Annotated in this window: 22 protein-coding genes and 1 pseudogene; 15 read left to right on the forward strand and 8 right to left on the reverse strand. The window is 68.7% G+C overall.

Annotated elements, in window-relative coordinates:
* Window positions 1-22 precede the first annotated feature (22 nt).
* The gene (locus tag A5698_RS23430; protein WP_197506869.1) at window positions 23-829 is read right to left on the reverse strand and encodes an SDR family NAD(P)-dependent oxidoreductase; all 807 of its coding nucleotides are present in this window, start codon (window positions 827-829) and stop codon (window positions 23-25) included.
* A gap of 37 nt (window positions 830-866) precedes the next feature.
* Window positions 867-1,592 carry a hypothetical protein gene (locus A5698_RS23435; protein WP_084792588.1) on the reverse strand — a complete coding sequence of 242 codons (726 nt, stop codon included), beginning with the start codon at window positions 1,590-1,592 and terminating at the stop codon, window positions 867-869.
* A gap of 113 nt (window positions 1,593-1,705) precedes the next feature.
* Here A5698_RS23435 and A5698_RS23440 point away from each other — a divergent pair, with 113 nt between their 5' ends.
* The 3 genes from A5698_RS23440 to holA are packed head-to-tail and all read left to right on the forward strand — an operon-like array spanning window position 1,706 to window position 5,036.
* Complete coding sequence (locus A5698_RS23440; RefSeq protein ID WP_068301771.1) at window positions 1,706-2,530, forward strand: ComEA family DNA-binding protein; 825 nt, start codon at window positions 1,706-1,708, stop codon at window positions 2,528-2,530.
* A 5-nt stretch (window positions 2,531-2,535) separates the two neighbouring features.
* Window positions 2,536-4,080 carry a ComEC/Rec2 family competence protein gene (locus A5698_RS23445; protein WP_068301831.1) on the forward strand — a complete coding sequence of 515 codons (1,545 nt, stop codon included), beginning with the start codon at window positions 2,536-2,538 and terminating at the stop codon, window positions 4,078-4,080.
* 14 nt (window positions 4,081-4,094) lie between these two features.
* Window positions 4,095-5,036, forward strand: coding sequence for a DNA polymerase III subunit delta (gene holA, locus A5698_RS23450; RefSeq protein ID WP_197506873.1), 942 nt, complete (start codon window positions 4,095-4,097; stop codon window positions 5,034-5,036).
* Window positions 5,037-5,096: 60 nt separating this feature from the next.
* On the opposite strand, the gene rpsT is transcribed toward holA, so the two are convergent.
* The gene (rpsT, locus tag A5698_RS23455; protein ID WP_067085653.1) at window positions 5,097-5,357 is read right to left on the reverse strand and encodes a 30S ribosomal protein S20; all 261 of its coding nucleotides are present in this window, start codon (window positions 5,355-5,357) and stop codon (window positions 5,097-5,099) included.
* 147 nt (window positions 5,358-5,504) lie between these two features.
* Here rpsT and A5698_RS23460 point away from each other — a divergent pair, with 147 nt between their 5' ends.
* From A5698_RS23460 to A5698_RS23470, 3 genes are read left to right on the forward strand one after another with little or no spacing between them, the layout of a single operon-like run.
* Window positions 5,505-7,151, forward strand: a complete 1,647-nt coding sequence (locus A5698_RS23460; RefSeq protein ID WP_197506870.1) for a circularly permuted type 2 ATP-grasp protein — start codon at window positions 5,505-5,507, stop codon at window positions 7,149-7,151.
* A 14-nt stretch (window positions 7,152-7,165) separates the two neighbouring features.
* The gene (locus A5698_RS23465; RefSeq protein ID WP_068301782.1) at window positions 7,166-8,137 is read left to right on the forward strand and encodes an alpha-E domain-containing protein; all 972 of its coding nucleotides are present in this window, start codon (window positions 7,166-7,168) and stop codon (window positions 8,135-8,137) included.
* Window positions 8,137-8,976, forward strand: coding sequence for a transglutaminase family protein (locus tag A5698_RS23470; protein ID WP_068301785.1), 840 nt, complete (start codon window positions 8,137-8,139; stop codon window positions 8,974-8,976). The genes A5698_RS23465 and A5698_RS23470 overlap by 1 nt, the downstream gene beginning before the upstream one ends.
* Here A5698_RS23470 and A5698_RS23475 read toward each other — a convergent pair.
* Entirely contained in the window at window positions 8,973-9,452 is a 480-nt protein-coding gene (locus A5698_RS23475; protein WP_231967504.1) for a MarR family winged helix-turn-helix transcriptional regulator, read from the reverse strand. The two genes, A5698_RS23470 and A5698_RS23475, sit on opposite strands and share 4 nt — an antisense overlap.
* Before the next feature lie 87 nt (window positions 9,453-9,539).
* Here A5698_RS23475 and A5698_RS23480 point away from each other — a divergent pair, with 87 nt between their 5' ends.
* Together A5698_RS23480 and A5698_RS23485 are read left to right on the forward strand one after the other, a co-directional pair.
* Window positions 9,540-10,247: a hypothetical protein gene (locus A5698_RS23480; protein WP_197506871.1), complete on the forward strand. Its 708-nt coding sequence runs from the start codon at window positions 9,540-9,542 to the stop codon at window positions 10,245-10,247.
* Window positions 10,244-11,110 carry a TIGR03560 family F420-dependent LLM class oxidoreductase gene (locus A5698_RS23485; protein ID WP_068301791.1) on the forward strand — a complete coding sequence of 289 codons (867 nt, stop codon included), beginning with the start codon at window positions 10,244-10,246 and terminating at the stop codon, window positions 11,108-11,110. Before A5698_RS23480 ends, A5698_RS23485 begins: the two co-directional genes overlap by 4 nt.
* 6 nt (window positions 11,111-11,116) lie before the next feature.
* On the opposite strand, the gene A5698_RS23490 is transcribed toward A5698_RS23485, so the two are convergent.
* Together A5698_RS23490 and A5698_RS23495 are read right to left on the reverse strand one after the other, a co-directional pair.
* The gene (locus A5698_RS23490; RefSeq protein ID WP_068301796.1) at window positions 11,117-11,974 is read right to left on the reverse strand and encodes a ribonuclease Z; all 858 of its coding nucleotides are present in this window, start codon (window positions 11,972-11,974) and stop codon (window positions 11,117-11,119) included.
* Window positions 11,975-12,010: 36 nt separating this feature from the next.
* A complete protein-coding gene (locus tag A5698_RS23495; RefSeq protein ID WP_068301799.1) occupies window positions 12,011-13,033 on the reverse strand; it encodes an aldo/keto reductase in 1,023 nt (340 codons plus the stop codon).
* Between the two features lie 150 nt (window positions 13,034-13,183).
* Here A5698_RS23495 and A5698_RS23500 point away from each other — a divergent pair, with 150 nt between their 5' ends.
* Window positions 13,184-13,612, forward strand: coding sequence for a CBS domain-containing protein (locus A5698_RS23500; RefSeq protein ID WP_067085673.1), 429 nt, complete (start codon window positions 13,184-13,186; stop codon window positions 13,610-13,612).
* A 40-nt stretch (window positions 13,613-13,652) separates the two neighbouring features.
* Window positions 13,653-14,210 (forward strand): GNAT family N-acetyltransferase, encoded by a 558-nt coding sequence (locus A5698_RS23505; RefSeq protein WP_084792591.1) that lies wholly within the window; start codon window positions 13,653-13,655, stop codon window positions 14,208-14,210.
* 16 nt (window positions 14,211-14,226) lie between these two features.
* On the opposite strand, the gene A5698_RS23510 is transcribed toward A5698_RS23505, so the two are convergent.
* The gene (locus tag A5698_RS23510) at window positions 14,227-14,838 is read right to left on the reverse strand and encodes a type II toxin-antitoxin system PemK/MazF family toxin (RefSeq protein ID WP_068301801.1); all 612 of its coding nucleotides are present in this window, start codon (window positions 14,836-14,838) and stop codon (window positions 14,227-14,229) included.
* Window positions 14,839-14,892: 54 nt separating this feature from the next.
* Here A5698_RS23510 and lepA point away from each other — a divergent pair, with 54 nt between their 5' ends.
* Together lepA and A5698_RS23520 are read left to right on the forward strand one after the other, a co-directional pair.
* Window positions 14,893-16,770, forward strand: coding sequence for a translation elongation factor 4 (gene lepA / locus A5698_RS23515; protein ID WP_502688983.1), 1,878 nt, complete (start codon window positions 14,893-14,895; stop codon window positions 16,768-16,770).
* Window positions 16,771-16,776: 6 nt separating this feature from the next.
* The gene (locus A5698_RS23520) at window positions 16,777-17,496 is read left to right on the forward strand and encodes a sensor domain-containing protein (protein WP_068301802.1); all 720 of its coding nucleotides are present in this window, start codon (window positions 16,777-16,779) and stop codon (window positions 17,494-17,496) included.
* Window positions 17,497-17,585: 89 nt separating this feature from the next.
* Here A5698_RS23520 and A5698_RS23525 read toward each other — a convergent pair whose 3' ends face one another.
* Entirely contained in the window at window positions 17,586-17,843 is a 258-nt protein-coding gene (locus A5698_RS23525) for an ANTAR domain-containing protein (RefSeq protein ID WP_068301845.1), read from the reverse strand.
* Window positions 17,844-18,037: 194 nt separating this feature from the next.
* Between A5698_RS23525 and A5698_RS23530 the strand changes: the two genes are divergently transcribed.
* The 3 genes and pseudogenes from A5698_RS23530 to A5698_RS23540 all read left to right on the forward strand — a co-directional run bounded on the left by A5698_RS23530 (window position 18,038) and on the right by A5698_RS23540 (window position 21,548).
* On the forward strand, window positions 18,038-19,102 hold the full coding sequence (locus A5698_RS23530; RefSeq protein WP_197506874.1) for a sulfite oxidase: 1,065 nt from the start codon (window positions 18,038-18,040) through the stop codon (window positions 19,100-19,102).
* Between the two features lie 6 nt (window positions 19,103-19,108).
* Window positions 19,109-20,463: pseudogene (locus A5698_RS23535) on the forward strand (MBL fold metallo-hydrolase).
* A 92-nt stretch (window positions 20,464-20,555) separates the two neighbouring features.
* On the forward strand, window positions 20,556-21,548 hold the full coding sequence (locus A5698_RS23540) for an isopenicillin N synthase family dioxygenase (protein ID WP_068301847.1): 993 nt from the start codon (window positions 20,556-20,558) through the stop codon (window positions 21,546-21,548).
* The last annotated feature ends 21 nt before the right edge of the window (window positions 21,549-21,569 follow it).

Consider the following 21,569-nt stretch of genomic DNA (forward strand, 5'->3'; position numbering starts at 1 on the left):
AAAACTCCTCGATGTCAGCTGATTACATATGAGTTCCGCCGTCGACGCGGACCTCGGTGCCGGTGACGAAATAGGCTTCCGGCGCTGCGAGCATGGCGACCACCGCCGCCACGGCATCGGGTCTGGCGAACATTCCGCCCCCGTCGACCGCCAGGAGCGGCGTGATCTTGCCGAACAGCGTGTAGTCGGCGTCGTCCGGTAGGCCCGGTCCGACGCTCTGCCCGGATTGCCCTGTGCCGTCGGTCATTCCAGACGAGATCGATCCCGGTTGCACGCAGTTGAACCGGATGCCTTCCTTACTGAACTCCAGGGCCAGCGTGTGCGTCATGGCCTGGATGCCGCCCTTGGACGCGGCGTACGCCGACATGTAGGGGTGGGCGAAATTGGCCGATGTCGAGCTGAAGTTGACGACCGCCGGCGCCGTGCCATTGCGCAGCGCGGGCAGGGCCTCGCGGGTGACCAGGAACGTCCCGATGAGGTTGATGCGCAGGACCTGCTCGAAGTCGGCGAGTGTGGTGTCGGTGAAGTGGCAGGACCGAAGGATTCCCGCGGCGTTGACGAGCGCGTCGAGGCCATCGAGCGCGCCAACGGCGAGTGAGACCCCGGTGATCACCGATTCCTCGCTGCCGACGTCCATCACGATGGTGGTGAGCCGACCCTTGATCCCGTGGGCCTTGGACTCGGTGTCGGCCAGTCCGGTCTCGCTGACGTCGGCGGCGACGACGGTGCCGCCTTCCTCGAGGATGCGCAGGGCCGTCGCCTGTCCGATGCCCGATCCTGCTCCGGTGATCAAAACCCTACGGTCGATGAACCGCTGCAACGTCGCCACCGGGGGAATGCTAGTGCGTCGGTGCGCTTCTGCTGCGTTATTCGGGTTTGGGCTCGGCCCCGTCGGTCGTGTCGGCGTCCTCGGTGACACGCTCGGCGGCCGCTGACGCGGGCTCGCCGCCGGCGGGCAGTGGCGTTGTTTCGGGCAGGGACAGCGCCACCCCGAGCGCCAAGAAGAACAGGATGAACAGCGGCCCGCCGAGGTACAGGTTCATCGGCCCGCCCGGGGAGATGAAGCTTCCCGGCGGTCCGATGATCGTGATGGTCTCGATGAGCTGCTCGACGGCGAACACCGCCGCGACGATGCCGACCCAGCGGGGGAAGCGTCCTTCGTTGGCGGCCAACAGGATCGGAGCAGCGACCATGATGTCGGCGACGGTCAGGATCGGTCCCCACATCGTGACGACGTCGGTGATCGCCCGCGCGGTCCCCGAGCCGAGATCACCCGGATGTAGGGACAGTCCTGCGGTGAACCAGGTCGCGATGCTGATCTGGACGAGGACGACGGCCGATCCGATGGTGAACACGAACGCGTACGGTCCGGCGAGCCGGTCGCGGGCATGGCCGAGCACCACCACCAAGGCCAGCGAACCGAACGCCAACAGCAGCGCCTGGGTCCGCATCGCGCCGGAGTGTTCGTTGAGGTGGGTGACGATGTCGAGGCCCGGGCGGTCGATCCCGGGCAGGGCCGGAACGATCAGCAGCGCAACGGCGTAGAGCACCGCGAACGCGATGGCGGCGACCATCGGCACTCGACGATCCACAGCCAACACTGTAGACAGCCCTCTTATCCCCAACGCTCATTTCATCCACAGGGCGCGTCGTACACGGCGGATGGCGGGCCGCGCGGTCGGCGTCCGCGCCTAACTTCACATCCATGCGAACCGAACTGCCCGCCGAACGCCTGCAGCGCAGGCTGGGAGCCGAAGTGGAGCCCGAACCGGACGATGAGGATCGCCGGCCGGACACGGCGCTGACCCGCTGGCTGCCCGAATCCACGGGCGGCGGCGCGGCCGGTTGGATCGCGGCGGTGCGCGCGGATCCGGGTCGCGCCGGTGTCATCGCGCTCGGCGGTGTCGGGCTTCTCGCTGTGCTGGTCACCGTGTTCGTGCTGCTGCGTGACGACAGTCCGGCCGTGGCTGCGGCCAAACTGCCGCCGGTGCAGATGGTTTCGTCGGCGAGCCCGACACCGGATGCGGCGTCGCCCGCACCGGACGGGCCAGTCGTCGTCAGCGTCGTGGGCCTGGTGCACAAGCCGGGTCTGGTCACCTTGGCCACGGGTGCGCGGATCGCCGACGCACTCACCGCTGCGGGCGGGCCGCTGGACGGCGCTGACCTGGTGGGGCTCAACATGGCGAGACGCATCACCGACGGTGAGCAGATCGTGGTGGGTATCGCGCCGTCGCCGGGGGAACCGCCGGCGATGGGCAGCTCCGTCAGTACGGGCGTCGCGGCGCCCGCTCCGGCGAACGCTCCCGCATCCGGGGACGGCGGCGGCGCACCGGCGGGCGGCACGGTGGACCTGAACACCGCGACCGTCGAACAACTCGACACCCTGCCCGGGATCGGCCCGGTGACCGCCGCCGCGATCGTGGCCTGGCGCGACGCGAACGGCCGGTTCACCAGCGTTGACCAGCTCGGCGACGTGGACGGCATCGGACCTGCGCGGCTGGAGAAGCTGCGCAACCTCGTGCATGTGTGAGCGCGGTGGCGGACGCCGACGCGGCCCCGCTCGATCTGCGGCTGGTGCCCGCGGCGCTGACCTGCTGGGCGGTCACCGCCGCGGGGATCCTCTGGCCCGCCGGTGGGGCGGCGGCCGCTGCGGTTGGGTCGGTGGCCGCCACCGCCGCGGTGGGGTGGTGGGGTAGTGCGCGCGGGTCGGCGAGCGACAGGAAGGGCCTCGGCGCGAGCGTGCTGGCGGTGGGGCTGGTGGCCGCGGCGTTCGGTATCGCGATCGGTCTGCGGGTCGATGAGGTCGGCCACCATGCGGTCACCGAGCGTTACGGCACGATCGCCGCTGTCGTGGTCACGCCGACGGAGAGCCCACGCGCGCTCGGCGGTAACCGGACGATGTTCCGCGGTTCCCTCGTGGCCTTCGACGGACGCGAAATGTCCGGCCGGGTCGTGGTGTTCGCGTCGACCACCCGCATGGCAGATCTCACGGCAGGCACCCCGGTGGCGTTCCGGGCGCGGGTCGGGCGACCCACGCGACGCGACCTCAGCGTGGCGGTGCTGTCGGCCGTCGGCGACCCCACCTACGGCGAGGCCTCCGCCGTCCAGCGCGTCGCGCACGGTGTCCGCGTCGGCTTCGCCGAGGCAGCGCGACGGTCGCTGCCCGCCGATCAGGCCGCGATGCTGCCCGCGCTCGTGCTCGGCGACACCTCGGGCGTGCCGCGTGAGACGGCAGCCGACTTCCGCGCGGCGGGCCTGACGCATTTGACGGCGGTCTCCGGCGCCAACGTGACGATCGTCTGCGGCGCAGTCTTGCTGACGGCGAGCCTGATTGGGCCGCGGGCGGCGGTCGGCCTGGCGGCCGTCGCACTGCTCGCGTTCGTGGTGGTCGTGCAGCCGTCGGCGAGCGTGCTGCGCGCGGCGGTGATGGGCGCGATCACGTTGCTGGCGGTGTTGTCGCACCGGCGCAGGCAGGCGATCCCCGCCCTGTCGGCCAGCGTGCTGATGTTGATGATCGGATCACCGGAGTTGGCCGTCGACGTCGGATTCGCGCTGTCGGTGTCGGCGACCGCGGCGCTCGTCGTGGTCGCGCCGGTGTGGTCGCAGCGACTCGTCGCACGGGGCTGGCCCAAGCCGGCCGCCGACGCGATCAGCGTGGCCACCGCCGCGCAATTGGTCACCGCACCGCTCGTCGCCGGGATGGCGGGCACGTTCAGCGTCGTATCGGTCGCGGCCAATGTCGCGGCGGCCCCGGTGATCCCGCCGATCACCGTGATCGGCACGGCCGCGGCCGCCCTCGGCCGGGTGTGGCCCGCCGGTGCCGACCTGCTGATCCGGTTCACCGGACCGGAACTGTGGTGGCTGCTGCATGTGGCGCGCTGGGCCGCCGACGTCCCGGGTTCGGCGGTGTCGGTTCCGTCCGGTCTGCCGGGGGTGATGCTGACCGCGGCGGTGGGCACGACCGCCGTGCTCATGTGGCGCTTCCGGTGGGTGCGGCTCGCGGCGGGCGCCGCCGTGGTGTGCGTGCTGGCGTGGACGGTGTCGGGCCTGTCGGTTGGCCGTGACACGATCGTGGGGTGAGCGAAGCGTCGCAGTTGCATCTGGTCCTCGGGGACGAGGAGTTGCTGGTCGAACGCGCGGTCGCGGACGTACTGCGGGAGGTCCGCAAACAGGCCGGCACCCATGACATCCCGGTCGATCGGCTGCGCGCCGGCGAGGTCAGCACCAGTGAACTGGCCGAACTGCTGAGCCCGTCGCTGTTCGCCGAGGAACGCGTTGTGGTCCTGGAGTCGGCGGCCGAGGCGGGCAAGGACGCGGTCTCGCTCATCGCCGAGGCCGCGGCGGACCTGCCGCCGGGCACCATGCTCGTCGTCGTGCACTCCGGCGGCGGACGCGCCAAGGCGCTGGCGGATCAGCTCAAGAAGCTCGGCGCGCAGGTGCATCCCTGCGCGCGCATCACCAAGGCCGCCGAGCGTGCAGACTTCGTCCGCCGCGAATTCCGGACCCTGAAGGTGAAGGTCGGCGAGGACACGGTCACCGCGGTGCTCGACGCGATCGGCTCCGACATCCGGGAGCTGGCGGCGGCGTGTTCGCAACTGGTCACCGACACCGGCGGGGCCGTCGACGCCGCCGCGGTGCGCCGCTACCACTCGGGCAAGGCCGAGGTGAAGGGGTTCGACGTCGCCGACAAGGCGGTGGTCGGCGATGTGGCCGGAGCGGCCGAGGCGCTGCGCTGGGCGATGATGCGCGGCGAACCACACGTCGTGCTGGCCGACGCGTTGGCCGAGGCCGTGCACACCATCGCGCGGGTGCGGCCGTTGTCGGGCGACCCTTACCGGCTCGCGTCAGAGCTGGGCATGCCGCCTTGGCGGGTGCAGAAGGCGCAGAAGCAGGCGCGGCGGTGGTCGAACACCTCGGTCGCGGAGGCCATGCGGTTGGTGGCCGCGCTCAACGCGGACGTCAAGGGTGCAGCGGCGGATGCGGACTATGCGCTGGAGGCGACGGTGCGGCGCGTCGCCGAACTCATCGAGGATTGAGCAGACTTAGCCCTTGAAGGATCAGAGCCCTCAGAAGCTCAGAGCCCGGCCCTCAGGAGCTCAGAGCTTGTTGAACGCGGAAGCCAGCGCCGACTTGCGGTTGGCGGCCTGGTTCTTGTGGATCACGCCCTTGCTGGCGGCCTTGTCCAGCTGACGGCTGGTCGAGGCAAGGAGCTCCTGGGCCTTGTCCTTGTCACCGGCCTCGACGGCCGCGCGGAAACCGCGCACCGCCGTGTGAAGCGACGACTTGACCGACTTGTTGCGCAACCTGCGGCGCTCGTTGGTCCGGATGCGCTTCTCCTGCGACTTGATGTTGGCCACGCGTGTAGTCCTTCGTAAATCCTGTAGGGGTTTCGCAAAGTTTGTAGGCGCCCGGCACCCGGGCAGCGAGGGTTCAGGTTACCAGCGGAGTGGGTAAATGCCCAAAGTGAGTCCTCTGGCCTGCCGAAACATCCGAAGTGTTGCAGCATGGCAGCTGTGAGCCTGCGAACCCTGCCGACCGAAACCGCGCGACCGCCGCGAAGCCCCCGTAAGCAGGCCAAGCGCTACGACGGCGTCTTCTCCGGCTACAGCGACCTCGGCAGCTACGCCAAAGCCTTCGACGAGATGTTCGACGCTCAAGGCAATGTGCGCGGACCCTACAAGGGCATCTACACCGAACTCGCCCCGTCGGACGCCTCCGAACTCGAGGCCCGTGCCGAGGCTCTCGGCCGCGCCTTCATCGATCAGGGCATCACGTTCTCGCTGTCCGGCCAGGAGCGGCCCTTTCCGCTCGACCTGGTGCCGCGCGTCATCTCCGCCGCGGAGTGGACGCGCCTGGAACGCGGCATCATCCAGCGGGTCAAGGCGCTCGAGCTGTACCTCGACGACATCTACGGCGAGCAGGAGATCCTGCGCGACGGCGTCATTCCGCGCCGGCTGATCACCTCCTGCGAACACTTCCACCGCGAGGCCGCGGGCATCGTCCCGCCCAACGGGGTGCGCATCCACGTCGCTGGCATCGACCTGATCCGCGACGCCAAGGGCGACTTCCGCGTGCTCGAGGACAACCTGCGCTCGCCCTCGGGCGTCTCCTACGTCATGGAGAACCGCCGCACGATGGCGCGGGTGTTCCCGAACCTGTTCGCCACCCACCGGGTGCGCGCGGTCGGCGACTACTCCTCGCACCTGCTGCGGGCGCTGCGCAACGCGGCCGCCAACAACGTCGCCGACCCGACGGTCGTCGTCCTCACACCCGGCGTCTACAACTCGGCGTACTTCGAGCACTCGCTGCTGGCCCGCCAGATGGGCGTCGAGCTGGTGGAGGGTCGCGACCTGTTCTGCCGCGACAACGCCGTCTACATGCGCACCACCGAGGGGGAGCGGCAGGTCGACGTCATCTACCGCCGCATCGACGACGCGTTCCTCGATCCGATGCAGTTCCGGCCGGACTCCGTGCTCGGAGTCGCGGGCCTGCTCAACGCCGCGCGGGCGGGCAACGTCGTCATCTCCAGCGCGGTGGGCAACGGCGTCGGCGACGACAAACTCGTCTACACCTACGTGCCCACGATCATCGAGTACTACCTCGGCGAGAAACCGCTGCTGGCCAACGTCGACACCTTCCGCTGCTGGCTCGACGAGGAACGCGAGGAGGTGCTCGACCGCATCGACGAGCTCGTCATCAAACCGGTCGAGGGGTCGGGCGGATACGGCATCGTGTTCGGACCGGACGCGTCGGAGAAAGAGCTCGCCGCCATCACCAAGAAGATCCGCAACGACCCGCGGGGCTGGATCGCCCAGCCCGTCATGCAGCTGTCGACGGTGCCCACCCAGATCGGGGACCAGCTGGTCCCGCGGCACGTCGACCTCCGCCCGTTCGCCGTCAACGACGGCGACGACGTGTGGGTACTTCCCGGCGGGCTGACCCGCGTCGCCCTGCCCGAGGGCTCGCTGGTGGTCAACTCCAGCCAGGGCGGTGGGTCGAAGGACACCTGGGTGCTCGCGTCGCGCACCTCGGTCGCCGACCGCGAGCTCGGGGCCGCCGAGATCGTGCGCAAGCTGCCCAAGGCGGCGCGGGGCCCGAAGGCCGAGAGCGGCGACGGCCAGACCCAAGACCAGCAGCAACAGCAGCAGTAAGGGGTGGTGCGCTGATGTTGGCCCGCAACGCCGAATCCTTGTACTGGATCGGACGCTACGTCGAACGCGCCGACGACACCGCGCGCATCCTCGACGTCACCGTGCACCAACTGCTCGAGGACTCCAGCGTCGACCCTGACCAGGCGTCGCGGACACTGCTGCGGGTGCTGGGCATGGAGGCGCCAGACGCGCCGCTGGACGTGTGGTCGCTGACCGACATCGTCGCGTTCAGCCGGGGCACCCAGGGCTCGATCGTCGACGCCATTTCGGCGGCCCGCGAAAATGCCCGCGGCGCACGCGAAGTCACCTCCACCGAGATCTGGGAGTGCCTCAACACTACCTACAACGCGCTAGCCGAGCGGGAACGCGCCGCCAAACGGCTTGGGCCGCACGAGTTCCTGTCGTTCGTGGAGGGCCGCGCGGCGATGTTCGCCGGTCTGGCCGATTCGACGCTGTCCCGCGACGACGGCTACCGCTTCATGGTGCTGGGTCGGGCGATCGAACGCGTGGATATGACAGTGCGGCTTCTGCTGTCGCGGGTGGGCGACAGCGCGTCGTCCCCGGCATGGGTGACGCTGCTGCGGTCGGCCGGTGCGCACGACACCTATCTACGGACCTACCGCGGCGTGCTCGACGCCGGGCGGGTCGTCGAATTCATGATGCTGGACCGGCTTTTCCCGCGCTCGATCTTCTACTCGCTGCGGCTGGCCGAACACAGCCTCGACGAGCTGATGAACCGGCCGCACAGCCGACTCGGCGCCACCGCCGAGGCCCAGCGCCTTCTCGGCAGGGCGCGCAGCGAGCTGGAGTTCCTGCGTCCCGGTGTGCTGCTCGAATCGTTGGAGCAACGGCTCGCCCACCTGCAGAAGACCTGCTTCGACGTCGGGGAAGCGTTGGCGCTGCAGTACTTTCACTCCGCGCCCTGGGTGGCGTGGCATGACGCCGGCCAGAACGGCGCGCTGGTCATCGAAGAGGGGGAACTCTGATGTGGCGGATGCGGGTGGTGCATTCGACCGGCTACGCGTACAAGTCGCCGGTGACGGCGTCGTTCAACGAGGCGCGCTTGACGCCGCGCTCGGACTCGCGCCAGAACGTCATCCTCAACCGCGTGGAGACCGTGCCCGCTACGCGCAACTACCGGTACGTCGACTACTGGGGCACCGCGGTGACGGCCTTCGATCTGCACGCACCACACACGGAGCTCGAGGTGACGTCGTCGTCGGTGGTGGAGACCGACCTCGACCAGATGCCCGATGACGATGTGACGTGGGAGGATCTGCAGTCCGAGGCCGTCGTCGACCGCTTCGACGAGGTCCTCGCGCCCACCCACTACACCCCGGCGAGCAAGCGCATCGCCCGCGTCGGCCAGCGCATCACCAAGAATCACGCGCCGTGCGACGCCGTCACCGCCGCCGCGCACTGGGTGCGCAGCGAGTTGAAGTACGTCTCCGGTACCACCGGGGTGCACTCGTCGGGGGTCGACGCTCTGCGCGAGGGTAAGGGCGTCTGCCAGGACTTCGCCCACCTGACGCTGATCCTGTTGCGCTCCATGGGCATTCCCGCCCGCTACGTGTCGGGTTACCTGCACCCCAAGCGCAAGGCCGCCATCGGCGACACCATCGACGGGCAGAGCCACGCGTGGGTGCAGGCGTGGACCGGCGGCTGGTGGAACTACGACCCCACCAACGACACCCCGATCAACGAGCAGTACATCAGCGTGGGCGTCGGCCGGGACTACTCCGACGTCAGCCCGCTGAAAGGGATCTACTCCGGTGAGGGGTCGACGGACCTGGACGTCGTTGTCGAGATCACCCGCTTGGCTTAACTCCGGGCGCGACCGATGGTGCGGAAGCCCGGATGCACGTGCGGTGTCAGCTTCTGCTCGTCGGCGACGATGCTCAGCAAGCGGCGCAGGGTGTCTCGCTGCCGGACGGTCAGTCCCGCGGTGAGCTGACGTTCGTGGTCGCGGGCCAGCTCGCCGATCCTGCCCATCAGCTTCGTGCCGGCCGAGGTCAGATACAGCGAGTACAGGCGCCGGTCGTCGGGGTTCCGCCGGCGTTCGACGTAGCCGCGGCCTTCCAGGTCGTCGATGAACGCTACGACTCGGCTCGGTAGCAGTCCGAGCTGCGCACTGAGCGCCTGCTGGCTCTGCCCCGGGGTGGCGGCAATCGCGCGAAGAATCCCCGCATGTGGGGGCGTCAGGTCGAGCGCGCGCATCTTCTCGGCGAACAGGGTCGCGGCGTGGTGGCCGATCTGGGCCAGCAGGAATGCGGCACCGTCACCCTCGTGTTCGCGTGGCACGCGGAAAATCATATCAGTTGTGAACGGTTGTGAATTAAAACCGTTCGAGCCTTGCATCGATGCTCCAGCGGTCATATCGTTCAAGCTATGAACGATTCATTGACCGATCGAGTTATCCGGCCGGTGCGTCCGCGCCAGGGCGGTCCGCCGCTCGCGGTGGTGGCGGGCGTTTCGCTGGTGCTCCTCGTCGCAGGTCTCGCGGTCGGTGTCGCACTCGGCGGTGTGATGCCACTGCCCTACGGCGCCGGGGCGGCCATTCAGGACTACGTCGTCGACCACCACGCGGCGGTGCGGGCCTGCGCCATCGGTGTGTTCGCGTCCGCGGTGCCGCTGGGCATCTACGCGGCCACCGCCAGCGCCCGCCTTCGCCAACTCGGTGTGACGGCGCCCGGCGCGACGATCGCCCTGGCGGGCGGTGTTCTCGCCTCCGGGGCATTGGGGTTGTCCGGTCTGCTGGCGTGGACGCTGTCGCAGCCGGAGGTGACCTCCGACGCGACGCTGGTCCGAGCGCTGTACTACCTGACGTTCCTCACGGGTGGGCCCGCGCACATCGTGGCGCTCGGACTGCTGATCGCCGGCATCGCGGTGCCCAGCCTCATCATCGGCCTGCTGCCGCGCCCGCTCGCATGGGCGGGTCTGGTGCTGGCGGCCATAGCGGAGATCACCACGCTGGTGTTGATCTGGCCGGCCCTGTCCCCGCTGCTGCCCATCGCGCGGATCAGTGGGCTGATCTGGCTGATCGCGGCGGGCGCGATGCTGCCGCTGCGACGACCCCGAAAGGAGTCTGCGCGATGAAAATCAGTGTCAGCGTGACGAATTACTCGTGGGACGAACCGCACGGGGCGCGGCTCGACCGGCTCGCGCGCTTCCTCGACGACACCGCCGTCGACACCCTGTGGGTGGCCGACCACCTGCTGCAGGCCGACCCCTTCAGCAGCATCGAGGAACCGATGCTCGAGGCGTACACGACGCTCGGTTACCTGGCGGCGGTGACATCGCGAATCCGGTTGGGCACCATGGTGAGTGCGGCGACGTTTCGCGCGCCGGCGCTGCTGGTCAAAGCCGTCACGACCGTCGACGCCCTCTCGGGCGGGCGCGCCTGGCTCGGCCTCGGCGCCGGCTACAACGCCGACGAGGCGCGGGCGTTGGGGCTGTTCCTGCCCGACACGGCCGAACGTTTCGACCGCATGACCGACCTGCTGCAACTGGCGCGCCAGATGTGGCGCGGCGACGAAACACCCTTCGTCGGTAGGTATGTGCGCGTGGAGCGGCCCGTCGCGAGCCCGCTGCCGACCACACCGCCGCGGGTGCTCGTCGGCGGGACGGGGGAACGCAGAACGTTGCGCCTGGTGGCCGAGTACGCCGACGCCTGCAACCTGTTCGACATCCCCGACGGTGGGACCGCGATCTCCCACCAGCTCGACGTGCTGAACCGACACTGCGCCGACGTCGGCCGTCCCCCCGAACAGATCGAGCGCACCGTGACCACGGGACTCGATGCGGGTGAGTCCGCCGAACACCTCGCCGAAAGGTGTTGGGCACTGGGGCAGTTGGGTGTCGAGCACATCGTCGTCATCACGCGGGGCCGACCGTTCGGCGACGGCGATCTGGAGACGCTCGCCGACGCCGCCGACCGACTGTGCGGCGTCACCGCCTGAGAGCGATCAGCCCGCCGGTTTGGCGCACACGCCGGGATGCACCTCGACGCGCAGCAGATCGTCGCCGAGTTCGATCTGCCGGTCGAAGACCGTTGCGGCCAGGGCGCGCCAGTCGTCCTCCTGCCCCGGTTCGATCGCCGGCACATAGTGGGTGAGGATCAGGATTCCCACGCCGGCGCGGGCCGCGGTGGCCGCCGCCTGCTCGACCGAGGAGTGGTAGTCGCAGATGTCGCGGATGCGCTGCATCGGCATCTTGTCCACCAGGTCCTTGCGAATCACGGTGTGCACCAACGCTCCCGCACCCGCCGACAGCGCATCGAGGCTGTCGCAGGGAACGGTGTCACCGGCGAGCACCACCGACGCGTCGGCGTGCTCGACACGGAAACCGATCGTCGGTTCGACGGGCCGGTGATCGGTCGGCGCGACCCGGATCGTCACGCCATCGCGGTTCCACACCTCGCCCTCGGTGTACTCGTGCACCTCGACCGGAGGCGGCGCCGTCAGGTCGGCGTGGTGCGCGATGCGGTATCCGATGTCGAAGCCGAACGCCTTGAGGGTGTGCTCGACCACCTCGGCGGTGCCCGGGGGGCCGATGATCTGCAGCGGGGTCTGCTCGGTGAACGTCGAAACCCAGCGGGTGATGATGACGTCGCCGAGATCGGCGATGTGGTCGCTGTGCAGGTGCGTCAACAGCAGCGCCGACAGCCCGTTCGCGGCGGCGCCCGCGGCCGTCAGGCGTTGCTGGACCCCGCGGCCGCAGTCGATCAGGAACGTCTGACCGCCCGCGCGAACGAGCGTCGACGGCCCCGCCCGGCGGGCGTCGGGGATGGGACTTCCGGTGCCAAGCAGCGTGACTTCGATCATGGCCCACGTATACCTGAGGGCCACGCGAGAAGGGTGCTATTCGCGCCCCGCCGACACCCAGCTCATGTACTCGAACCGGTCGCCGCTGACGGCCGCTCCGGCGGTGGCGAGGGCTTCGCGCTGCTCGGGGGTCAACTCCACCGCCAGTGACCCGAGGTTCTCCTCGACCCGCGACGCCCGCCGGGTGCCGGGAATCGGCACGGACGCCACACCGAGTTCGTCGGCACGGTGACGCAGCCACGCCAGCGCCACCTGGGCGGGCGTCGCCCGCTGCTGCTCGGCGATCGCGGCGACGACGTCGACGACCGCGAGGTTGGCGTCGAGCGCGTCGTCGCGGAAGCGTGGCATGTTGCGCCGGAAGTCGTTGGACGTCGACAGATCCGCCGGCGACCGGACCGCGCCGGCGAGGAAGCCGCGGCCCAGCGGCGAGTACGGCACGAATCCGACGCCGAGTGCGGCGGCCGCGGGCACGACGTTGCGCTCGACGTCGCGGCTCCAGATCGACCACTCGCTCTGCACGGCGGCGATCGGGTGCACGGCGACCGCGGCGCGCAGCTCGTCGGCGGTGACCTCGGAGAGCCCGAGGTGACGAACCTTGCCCGCGGTGACGAGTTCGGCCATCGCGCCGACGGTCTCCTCGATGGGCACGGAGGTGTCGCGGCGGTGCATGTAGTACAGGTCGACCACGTCGGTCTGCAGGCGTTGCAGGCTCTCGTCGATGCACTGCCGGACGTAGGCGGCGTCGCCACGCATGTTCGGGCGGCCCGCGGCGCGGTCGGCCGGGTTGCCGGTGATGCCGAACTTCGTCGCGAGCGTGACCTCGTCGCGCCGGTCGGCCAGCAAGCGCGCGATGAGCCGCTCGTTGTTGCCGTTGCCGTAGATGTTGGCGGTGTCGATGAACGTCACCCCGAGGTCGAGGCAGCGGTGCAGCGTGGCAAGCGACTCGTCGTCGTCGACGTCGCCGTATACCGGGGTCAGGGCCATGGCCCCGAATCCGATGGCGCTGGCAGTTAACTTGTCGCCCAGCTCGACGGTGGGCACTGAGTGCGCGTTGTCCATGGCTTCTCCCAACCCGTCGCACACCGGCGGTATTCCGCTTCCGGGTCACCGGTGGCCTCGCGGAGTGTGACCCGGTTGCAACCTCGCAAACCCTTCCGCGCCGCCTCCGTCCGACCTAGCCTGTGAGGAACATCACGAGCGGAGGCGAAGATGCGGATCGCGGACGTGTTGCGGAACAAAGGCGCCGCGGTGGCCACGATTACCCCCGAGACCTCGGTGTCGGGACTACTCACCGAGCTGGCTGTGCACAACATCGGCGCCATGGTCGTGGTGTCGCCGGACGGTCTGATGGGGATCGTCTCCGAGCGCGACGTCGTACGGGCGATGCACCGCCGAGGCGCGGAGCTGCTCACCCAGCCTGTCTCGGAGATCATGACCACGCTGGTGGCGACGTGTGCGCCCGACGACTCCGTGGACAGCCTGAGCGCGCTCATGACGACGAACCGGGTCCGGCACGTCCCGGTGATGGACAACGGCAGGCTCGTGGGCATCGTGAGCATCGGCGACGTCGTCAAGACGCGGATGGAAGAGCTCGAGGCACAGCAGGAGCAGCTGCAGGCATACATCACCCGTGGCTGACGTCGAGGTTGCGCCGGCGTCGCGGCGGCGGGTGCGCGAGATGTCCCGGGTGCTGGCGCGCGCGTTCTACGACGACCCGGTGATGACGTGGATGCTGCCCGACGACTCCGCGCGGGAGCGGGGTCTCGGGAGGATGTTCGCGACCATGATCCGCCACCACTTCCTGCGCACCGAGGGCGTCGAGGTGGCCGGCAGCGGGCCGATCGGCGCGGCCGCGCTGTGGGATCCGCCGGGCGAGTGGCGGCAGACCGGTCTGCAGGAACTGCGGATGATGCCGGCGTTCATGCTGGCGCTGGGGTCGAACGTGCGCCGCGGCCGGCAGGTCGCGGACCTGATGAAGGAGCACCACCCCGAGGAGCCGCACTGGTATCTGGGGGTCATCGGCAGCGACCCGACCGTGCGCGGCACTGGATACGGGCAGGCGCTGATGAGCTCGCGGCTGGACCGCTGCGACGCCGAGCGCGCACCCGCGTACCTCGAATCCAGCAACCCGGACAACATCGGCTACTACCAGCGCTTCGGGTTCGACGTCACCGGCGAGATCACGCTGCCCGACGGCGGTCCGCGCATGTGGCCGATGTGGCGCGAACCGCGCTGACGGGCGTCGCGCGGCGTCAGCTCCAGGAGTACTCGGCGCGCAGGCGCGTGGCCACGGCCTCGAACTTCTCGCGGGCGAGGATCGCGCCCTCGCGACGGATCCCGTCTTCGGGGACGTCGAGCACCCGGTCCAACCGCACCCAACTGGCGCGGCCCTCGTAGTCCCACGTGCCGCTGCCGATCGACACCCAGTTCGGATCGTCGCGGTGATGGTCCTGACTCGAGAGCATCAGCCCGAGCAGCGTCGAGCGGTCGCGGCCGACCACCAGGACCGGCCGGTCCTTACCCTGCGTCGGGTCGTCCTCGTAGACCACCCACGTCCACACGATCTCGCCCGGGTCGGCGCGGCCGTCGAGGTCGGGGGCGTAGACGATCTTGCGGGCCCGATGGGCGGTCGGCACGAAGTGACGGCTCACCGGCCTGCCCGCGGTGATCGCCGCCGGTGCCTCCTTCGGGGTGCCGGCGATCGTGTCCAGGCCGATCCGGATGCCCTGCTGGATACCGCGCTGCACGGTCTCGGACTGACCGATCTGGCGGATGAGCTTCGGCGCCTCGTTGAACACCAAGTTCTCCGCGAACCTCTGGAAGGTCTGCAGCGGTCTCCAGGGCGCAGGCATATTTCCGAGCATAAGCGAGGCCCGCACCGCGCGATTGTGTGCTCAGGCCATGGCCTGGATACGCTGGTGGCACCCGAAGTCCGCGTTCACCAGGAGATTCCCATCAGCAGTTTCGCCGATCAGACCTTCACGGCGCCGGCGCAGATCCGGAACTTCTGCATCATCGCCCATATCGATCACGGCAAGTCGACGTTGGCCGACCGGATGCTGCAACTCACCGGCGTCGTCGCCGACCGCGACATGCGCGCGCAGTACCTCGACCGCATGGACATCGAGCGCGAGCGTGGCATCACGATCAAGGCGCAGAACGTGCGCCTGCCATGGAAATTGCACGACCAGCAATACGTGCTGCACCTGATCGACACCCCCGGCCACGTCGACTTCACCTACGAGGTGTCGCGCGCGCTGGAGGCGTGCGAAGGCGCGGTGCTGCTCGTCGACGCCGCCCAGGGGATCGAGGCGCAAACGCTGGCGAACCTGTATCTGGCGCTCGATCGCGACCTGCACATCATCCCGGTGCTCAACAAGATCGACCTGCCCGCGGCCGACCCGGACCGTTACGCCGCCGAACTCGCCCACATCATCGGCTGTGAACCCGAAGACGTGCTGCGGGTGTCCGGGAAGACCGGTGCGGGCGTGGCCGACCTGCTCGACCACGTCGTGCGCGAGGTGCCGCCACCCGTCGGCGACGCCGACGCGCCGGCACGGGCGATGATCTTCGACTCCGTCTACGACACCTACCGCGGCGTGGTCACCTATGTCCGCGTCGTCGACGGCAAGATCATCCCGCGCGAGCGCATCAAGATGATGTCCACCGGCGCCACCCACGAACTGCTCGAGGTCGGCATCGTCTCGCCCGAACCCAAGGCGTCCGCCGGTCTCGGGGTGGGCGAGGTGGGCTACCTCATCACCGGCGTGAAGGACGTGCGCCAGTCCAAGGTCGGTGACACCGTGACGACGGCGCGCAACGGCGCGACCGAACCGCTCACCGGATACCGCGAACCGCGACCGATGGTCTACTCAGGGCTGTATCCCGTTGATGGATCGGACTATCCGGACCTGCGCGACGCGCTCGACAAACTGCAACTCAACGATGCGGCGCTGGCGTACGAGCCGGAGACCTCAGTGGCGCTCGGATTCGGTTTCCGCAGCGGCTTTCTGGGCCTGCTGCACATGGAGATCACCCGCGAGCGTCTCGAGCGCGAGTTCAATCTCGACCTGATCTCCACCTCGCCCAACGTCGTCTATCGCGTTGTGCAGGAAGATGGCTCGGAGATCACGGTGACCAACCCGTCGGACTGGCCGGACGGCAAGATCCGCACGGTCTACGAGCCGGTGGTGAAGACGACGATCATCGCGCCCAGCGAGTTCATCGGCACCATCATGGAGCTGTGCCAGTCGCGGCGCGGCGAACTCGGCGGCATGGACTACCTCTCACCGGAGCGGGTGGAACTGCGCTACACGATGCCGCTGGGCGAGATCATCTTCGACTTCTTCGACGCGCTGAAGTCGCGCACCCGCGGATACGCCAGCCTGGACTACGAGGAGGCCGGCGAGCAGGAGGCCGACCTGGTCAAGGTCGACATCCTGTTGCAGGGCGAGCCGGTCGACGCGTTCAGCGCGATCGTGCACAAGGAGTCGGCGTACGCCTACGGCAACAAGATGACCACCAAGCTCAAGGAGCTGATTCCGCGTCAGCAGTTCGAGGTTCCCGTGCAGGCGGCCATCGGTTCGAAGATCATCGCTCGCGAAAACATCCGCGCGATCCGCAAAGACGTGCTATCGAAGTGCTATGGCGGGGACATCACCCGCAAACGCAAGCTGCTCGAGAAGCAGAAGGAAGGCAAGAAGCGGATGAAGACCATCGGTCGGGTCGAGGTGCCGCAGGAGGCGTTCGTCGCCGCCCTGTCCACCGACTCGTCCGCCGACAAGGCCAAGAAGTAGGTCGCCGTGCGCACGGCGGCGATGACGGCGGCGGCGTTGGGCGCGTGTGCGATCGTCGCCGGCTGTTCGGCGCCCGCCGGCGAGGCGCCGTCCCCGCAGGTGGCGCCGGCCGTGAAGCTCTCGCCGGACCCGGCGTTGGACCGGGCGCTTCCGACCGCCGAGGAGCTGAGCATCATGCTCGGCGGCGACGGCTTCATGGGCCAGGTCGTCCAGGGCGGCGCCGAGATGCTGCTGCAGGGTGTCGGCGAGGCCGAGGCCACGCCGCTGGACTGTGTGAGCACCGGATACCGGCTGGAGAAGGTGGTGTACCAGGCCAGCCCCGTGCGGTCGGTGGCCAGCCAGTCGTGGGCCGGCGGTGACGCCAACGGTCCCACCGCCACCGGGTTCTTCGGCGTGGTCGAGTTCGTCGACGCCGACGCCGCGCGGGAGTTCTTCGCCGCCTCTGCCGACAAATGGCACCGGTGCAACGGCCAGACGCTGGTGTTGAACCGATCCGACCGGGGCGGGCAGGGGTCCAGCCGGATCACCGAGGTCGACGTCGGCGACGAGATCGTCTCGGCGGTGGTGATGCAGGACGCCGGATCGACGGTCCAGCGGGCGCTCGGTGTGGCCGGGGACTCCGTCGTCGACGTCGAGATCGCCGACGTCGCCGGGCCCAAGGCAACCGGAGCGCGGGATGCCGCCGCCGTCGCGGACCTGATGCTGGAGAAGATCGGCGAGTCCTGAACTGCGCGGACGAGATTTTCGCCCACGCCGCGAATTTGCCAGAAGCCGGTCACAATAACGCGGTGACTCCACGCTGTTGAGTAGCCGGTTCAGGCGCGGGTGAACTCGCGGCGTCCGAACAGCGTGCCCCACGCGGTGAACGCCTCGGCATGGGCGGCCGAGGACTGACCGGTGGCCACTGCGACGAGGCCGGTGGCGATGCTGCCGATGCCGACCCCCGTCTCGTTCACCACGCGGACGAGCTCGTCGAACGCCTCGCGCTGGGTGTAGCCGCGCAGTCCGACGAGAATGCCGGTGGCCACGTCGATCACCCGTCGTGAGGTGTCCGCTTCGAGGCGATAGGTCATACCGGCCATGGTGCGCGCCGACCACGCGGGCGTGAAGGATTCCACTCGGGCAGACACAAAGTCGTAATTGTTGTGACGCGCGAGTGCGACGTCGTCATGCCGCGGCGAGCACGGGTTTGGATCAGGACGAACGGAACCCGTCGGTTTGCCCCCAACCCGGATACATTGAGCGCGTGTGGGGCAAGCGCGACGACATGGTGGTGCATACTGCGTCGCCCTTCAACGCCGAACCGACCCGATCGGCGCTGGCCGTCGGCGACATCACCCCGCTCGACACCTTCTACACGCGCAACCACGGCGAGGTACCGACGATCGCTCCCGATGACTGGATCCTGAGCGTCGGCGGACTGGTGGGTCGAGACCTGTCGATGACCTTCGACGAGCTCACCCACCGGTTCGGCGTCCACACTGTGGTGGCGACGCTGCAGTGTGCCGGCAATCGCCGCATCGGCTTCACCGAAATCCGTGAGATACCCGGCGAAGACCCGTGGGACGGGTGCGCCACGTCGACCGCCGAATGGCAGGGGGCACGGCTGGCCGACGTGCTCGAGGCGGCCGGTGTCGCCACTGACGAAGGACACGTGGAATTCCTGGCTCCCGACCTCGCCGTCGAGTTGTCGCCGCCCAAGCGCTACGGCAGCTCGATCCCGTTGGCGAAGGCGTTGTCGCCGGAGGTCATCCTCGCGTGGCGGATGAACGGCCAGCCGCTCACGTCGTTGCACGGGGCTCCGGTGCGGGCCGTCGTACCGGGCTACATCGGGGCGCGCAGCGTCAAATGGGTGGACACGATCAACGTCCGGAAAACGCCGTCCGACAACTACTTTCAGGCGAGCGTCTACCACCTCCTGCCTGCCGATGCCGATCCCGACACCACCGACCCCGGTACTGGCATCCCGCTGTCGTCCGTGGCGTTGAACAGCGAGATCCTGACTCCTGTCGACGGTCAGATCGTCTCGACCGGACCGGTCACCATCCGCGGATACGCCTACGCGGGCGACGACCGCGCCATCGCCAGGGTCGACGTATCGCTCGATCACGGCGCCACATGGCGCCAGGCCGACCTGTCCAAGCAGCTGAGCCCGTGGGCATGGCGGTTGTGGTCGCTCACGGTCGACGTGTCACCGGGACCGCTGCACATCACTGCGCGCGCTTGGGACAGCACCGGCGCGCTGCAACCCGAATCCGCGGCAGTGCTCTGGAATCCGAAGGGATACGCCAACAACTCGTGGCCGACGGTCCTGGCGACGGTCGAGGGCTGAACTGCAATGCAGGTGACGGTGATCGAGACGTCCGGTCTTGGCGACCGCAGCTACGTCGTCATCCACGGCGGCGCCGCTGTCGTCATCGACCCGCAGCGCGACATCGACCGGGTGCTCGCCGTCGTCGATGAACGCCGCGCCGGCATCAGCCATGTCCTGGAGACGCACATCCACAACGATTACGTCACCGGCGGCCTGGAACTGGCTCGAGCGGTCGGTGCCGAGTACGTGGTCCCCGCGGGCGATGACCTCGGGTACCGGGCGTGTCGGGTGGGCGACGGTGACCTGGTCGAAGCGAATACGTTCTCGCTGCGCACTATTCACACCCCTGGGCACACACAACACCATGTGAGCTATGAGCTGTATGACTCGTCGGGTCGCACCGCCGGAGTCTTCACCGGAGGCTCCATGCTGTTTGGCGCCACCGGCCGAACGGACCTGCTGGGCGCCGACCGGACCACGGCGTTGGCAAGGGCGCAGTACCGGTCCGTCCGCAGGCTCGCCGACGAGATTCCCGCCGACACCCCGGTGTATCCCACACACGGGTTCGGCAGCTTCTGCTCGGCCACCCCGGTCACCGACGATGCGTCGACGATAGGAGAGCAACGCGACAGCAATCCCGCATTGACCAAGAGTGAGCGGGCGTTCGTCGACGAGTTGCTCGCTGGCTTGAACGAGTATCCCGTCTACTACGCGCACATGGGCGTCATCAACGCCAACGGCCCTGCGCCGGTAGATCTCTCAATGCCGAGGCCGGTGGACGGCGTCGAGCTGCGACGCCGGATCGAGGCCGGCGAGTGGCTGGTCGACCTGCGCCACCGGCTCGCATTCGCCGCCGGACACCTCGCGGGAACACTGGGGTTCGAGCTGTCGGGCTCCTTCGTGACCTACCTGGGGTGGCTGTACGATCGGGCGGCGCCGTTGACGCTGCTCGGTAAGGACGAGGGGCAGATCGCAGAAGCGCGTCGCGAACTGGTTCGGATCGGCGTGGACGAGATCGCCGGGGCCTCAGTAGGTGACGTCACGACGTTTGCCGGTGACGAAGTCCGCAGTTACCGGGTCGCCGACTTCGCCGCGCTCGCTGAGGCGGTCGGCGACGCGCGGGTGACGGTGCTCGACGTCCGCCGGACCGACGAGTTCGCCGAAAGCCACGTCGCCGGTGGATCAACGTGCCACTGCACCACCTCGCCGACCGGATCAGCGAGTTGCCCGGTGCGCCAGTGTGGGTGCATTGCGCGAGCGGATACCGGGCGTCCATAGCCGCCTCATTGCTCGACCGTCATGGCCGCGAGGTCGTCCTCGTCGACGACGATTTTCCGGCAGCGCAGCAGCTGGGTCTCACCACGAGCGCGGGACCGTGACGAGCACGCGCCGTTTTCACGGCCTCTTCACGCCCCTGCAGGCGCGGTTGAGCCCGATGGCCGATGCGCTGGAGGCAGCCCACAATGACCGTATGCTTCCGGTTCTCGATCTCGCCCGGGCGGATACCGAACCCGACAAATTCCGGCACACCCTCCGCGAGGCCGCACACGACGCCGGATTCTTCTACCTGGTGGGTCACGGTGTGCCGCGGGCGCAGATGGAGCAGGTGCTGGGACTCGCGCGCGAGTTCTTCGCGCTGCCCACCGACACCAAGAACCAGATCAGCCAACTGAAAAGCCCCCAGTTCCGGGGCTATTCGCGCATCGGGGGCGAGTTCACCAACGGCCGTGTCGACTGGCGCGAACAGATCGACATCGGACCGGAGCGCCCAATCATCGGCGGTGCCGAGGGATACTGGCGGCTGCAGGGCCCCAACCTGTGGCCTGTCGCGCCCGCGGGATTCCGAGCCGCCTTCGAAAGCTGGACCGCCGCACTGTCGGTCGTCGGGCTCCGACTGCTGCGGCACTGGGCAGTGTCGCTGGGCGCGGCCGAGGACACCTTCGACGCGGCATTCGCCGACCGTCCCGCCACCCTGCTCAAGGTCGTTCGCTATCCGGGCACCGCCGACACCTCGCAAGGCGTCGGCGCGCACAAGGATTCGGGGGTGCTGACGTTGCTTCTGGTGGAGCCTGGTTCGGAGGGTCTGCAGGTCGAGGGTGTCAAAGGGGAGTGGATCGACGTGCCTCCGTTGCCGGGTGCGTTGGTCGTCAACATCGGCGAATTACTCGAGGTCGCGACCGGTGGCTATCTGCGCGCGACCCGTCACCGTGTGCTCGCGCCGCCGCCGGGCACCGACCGCGTGTCGATTCCGTTCTTCCTCAACCCGGCGCTCGACGCGTTGATCCCGATCATCGAGTTGCCGCCAGAGTTAGCGGCGCTATCCCGCGGTGTGGAGGCCGACCCTGACAACCCGATCTTCAACACCTATGGCGAGAACGCGTGGAAGTCACGCACCAGGGCGCATCCCGACGTCGCTGAACTTCACCACGGGATCGTGCCGAAGGGCGTCGCCAGCGCGCACTGAGGCGATTACATCGGGCTGATC

The sequence above is a fragment of the Mycobacterium sp. E136 genome (assembly GCF_001666865.1).
In the GTDB taxonomy this organism is placed as follows: Bacteria; Actinomycetota; Actinomycetes; order Mycobacteriales; family Mycobacteriaceae; genus Mycobacterium.

Excerpts from the sequence above, each read along its gene's own strand:
- A5698_RS23485 (WP_068301791.1), top strand. The coding sequence starts at position 10,244 with ATGAAAATCAGTGTCAGCGTGACGAATTACTCGTGGGACGAACCGCAC.
- A5698_RS23490 (WP_068301796.1), bottom strand. The coding sequence starts at position 11,974 with ATGATCGAAGTCACGCTGCTTGGCACCGGAAGTCCCATCCCCGACGCC.
- A5698_RS23525 (WP_068301845.1), bottom strand. The coding sequence starts at position 17,843 with ATGACCTATCGCCTCGAAGCGGACACCTCACGACGGGTGATCGACGTG.
- A5698_RS23460 (WP_197506870.1), top strand. The coding sequence starts at position 5,505 with ATGGCAGCTGTGAGCCTGCGAACCCTGCCGACCGAAACCGCGCGACCG.
- A5698_RS23505 (WP_084792591.1), top strand. The coding sequence starts at position 13,653 with ATGTCCCGGGTGCTGGCGCGCGCGTTCTACGACGACCCGGTGATGACG.
- A5698_RS23540 (WP_068301847.1), top strand. The coding sequence starts at position 20,556 with ATGCTTCCGGTTCTCGATCTCGCCCGGGCGGATACCGAACCCGACAAA.
- A5698_RS23530 (WP_197506874.1), top strand. The coding sequence starts at position 18,038 with ATGGTGGTGCATACTGCGTCGCCCTTCAACGCCGAACCGACCCGATCG.
- A5698_RS23500 (WP_067085673.1), top strand. The coding sequence starts at position 13,184 with ATGCGGATCGCGGACGTGTTGCGGAACAAAGGCGCCGCGGTGGCCACG.
- A5698_RS23495 (WP_068301799.1), bottom strand. The coding sequence starts at position 13,033 with ATGGACAACGCGCACTCAGTGCCCACCGTCGAGCTGGGCGACAAGTTA.
- A5698_RS23480 (WP_197506871.1), top strand. The coding sequence starts at position 9,540 with ATGAACGATTCATTGACCGATCGAGTTATCCGGCCGGTGCGTCCGCGC.
- A5698_RS23470 (WP_068301785.1), top strand. The coding sequence starts at position 8,137 with ATGTGGCGGATGCGGGTGGTGCATTCGACCGGCTACGCGTACAAGTCG.
- A5698_RS23465 (WP_068301782.1), top strand. The coding sequence starts at position 7,166 with ATGTTGGCCCGCAACGCCGAATCCTTGTACTGGATCGGACGCTACGTC.
- A5698_RS23440 (WP_068301771.1), top strand. The coding sequence starts at position 1,706 with ATGCGAACCGAACTGCCCGCCGAACGCCTGCAGCGCAGGCTGGGAGCC.
- A5698_RS23510 (WP_068301801.1), bottom strand. The coding sequence starts at position 14,838 with ATGCTCGGAAATATGCCTGCGCCCTGGAGACCGCTGCAGACCTTCCAG.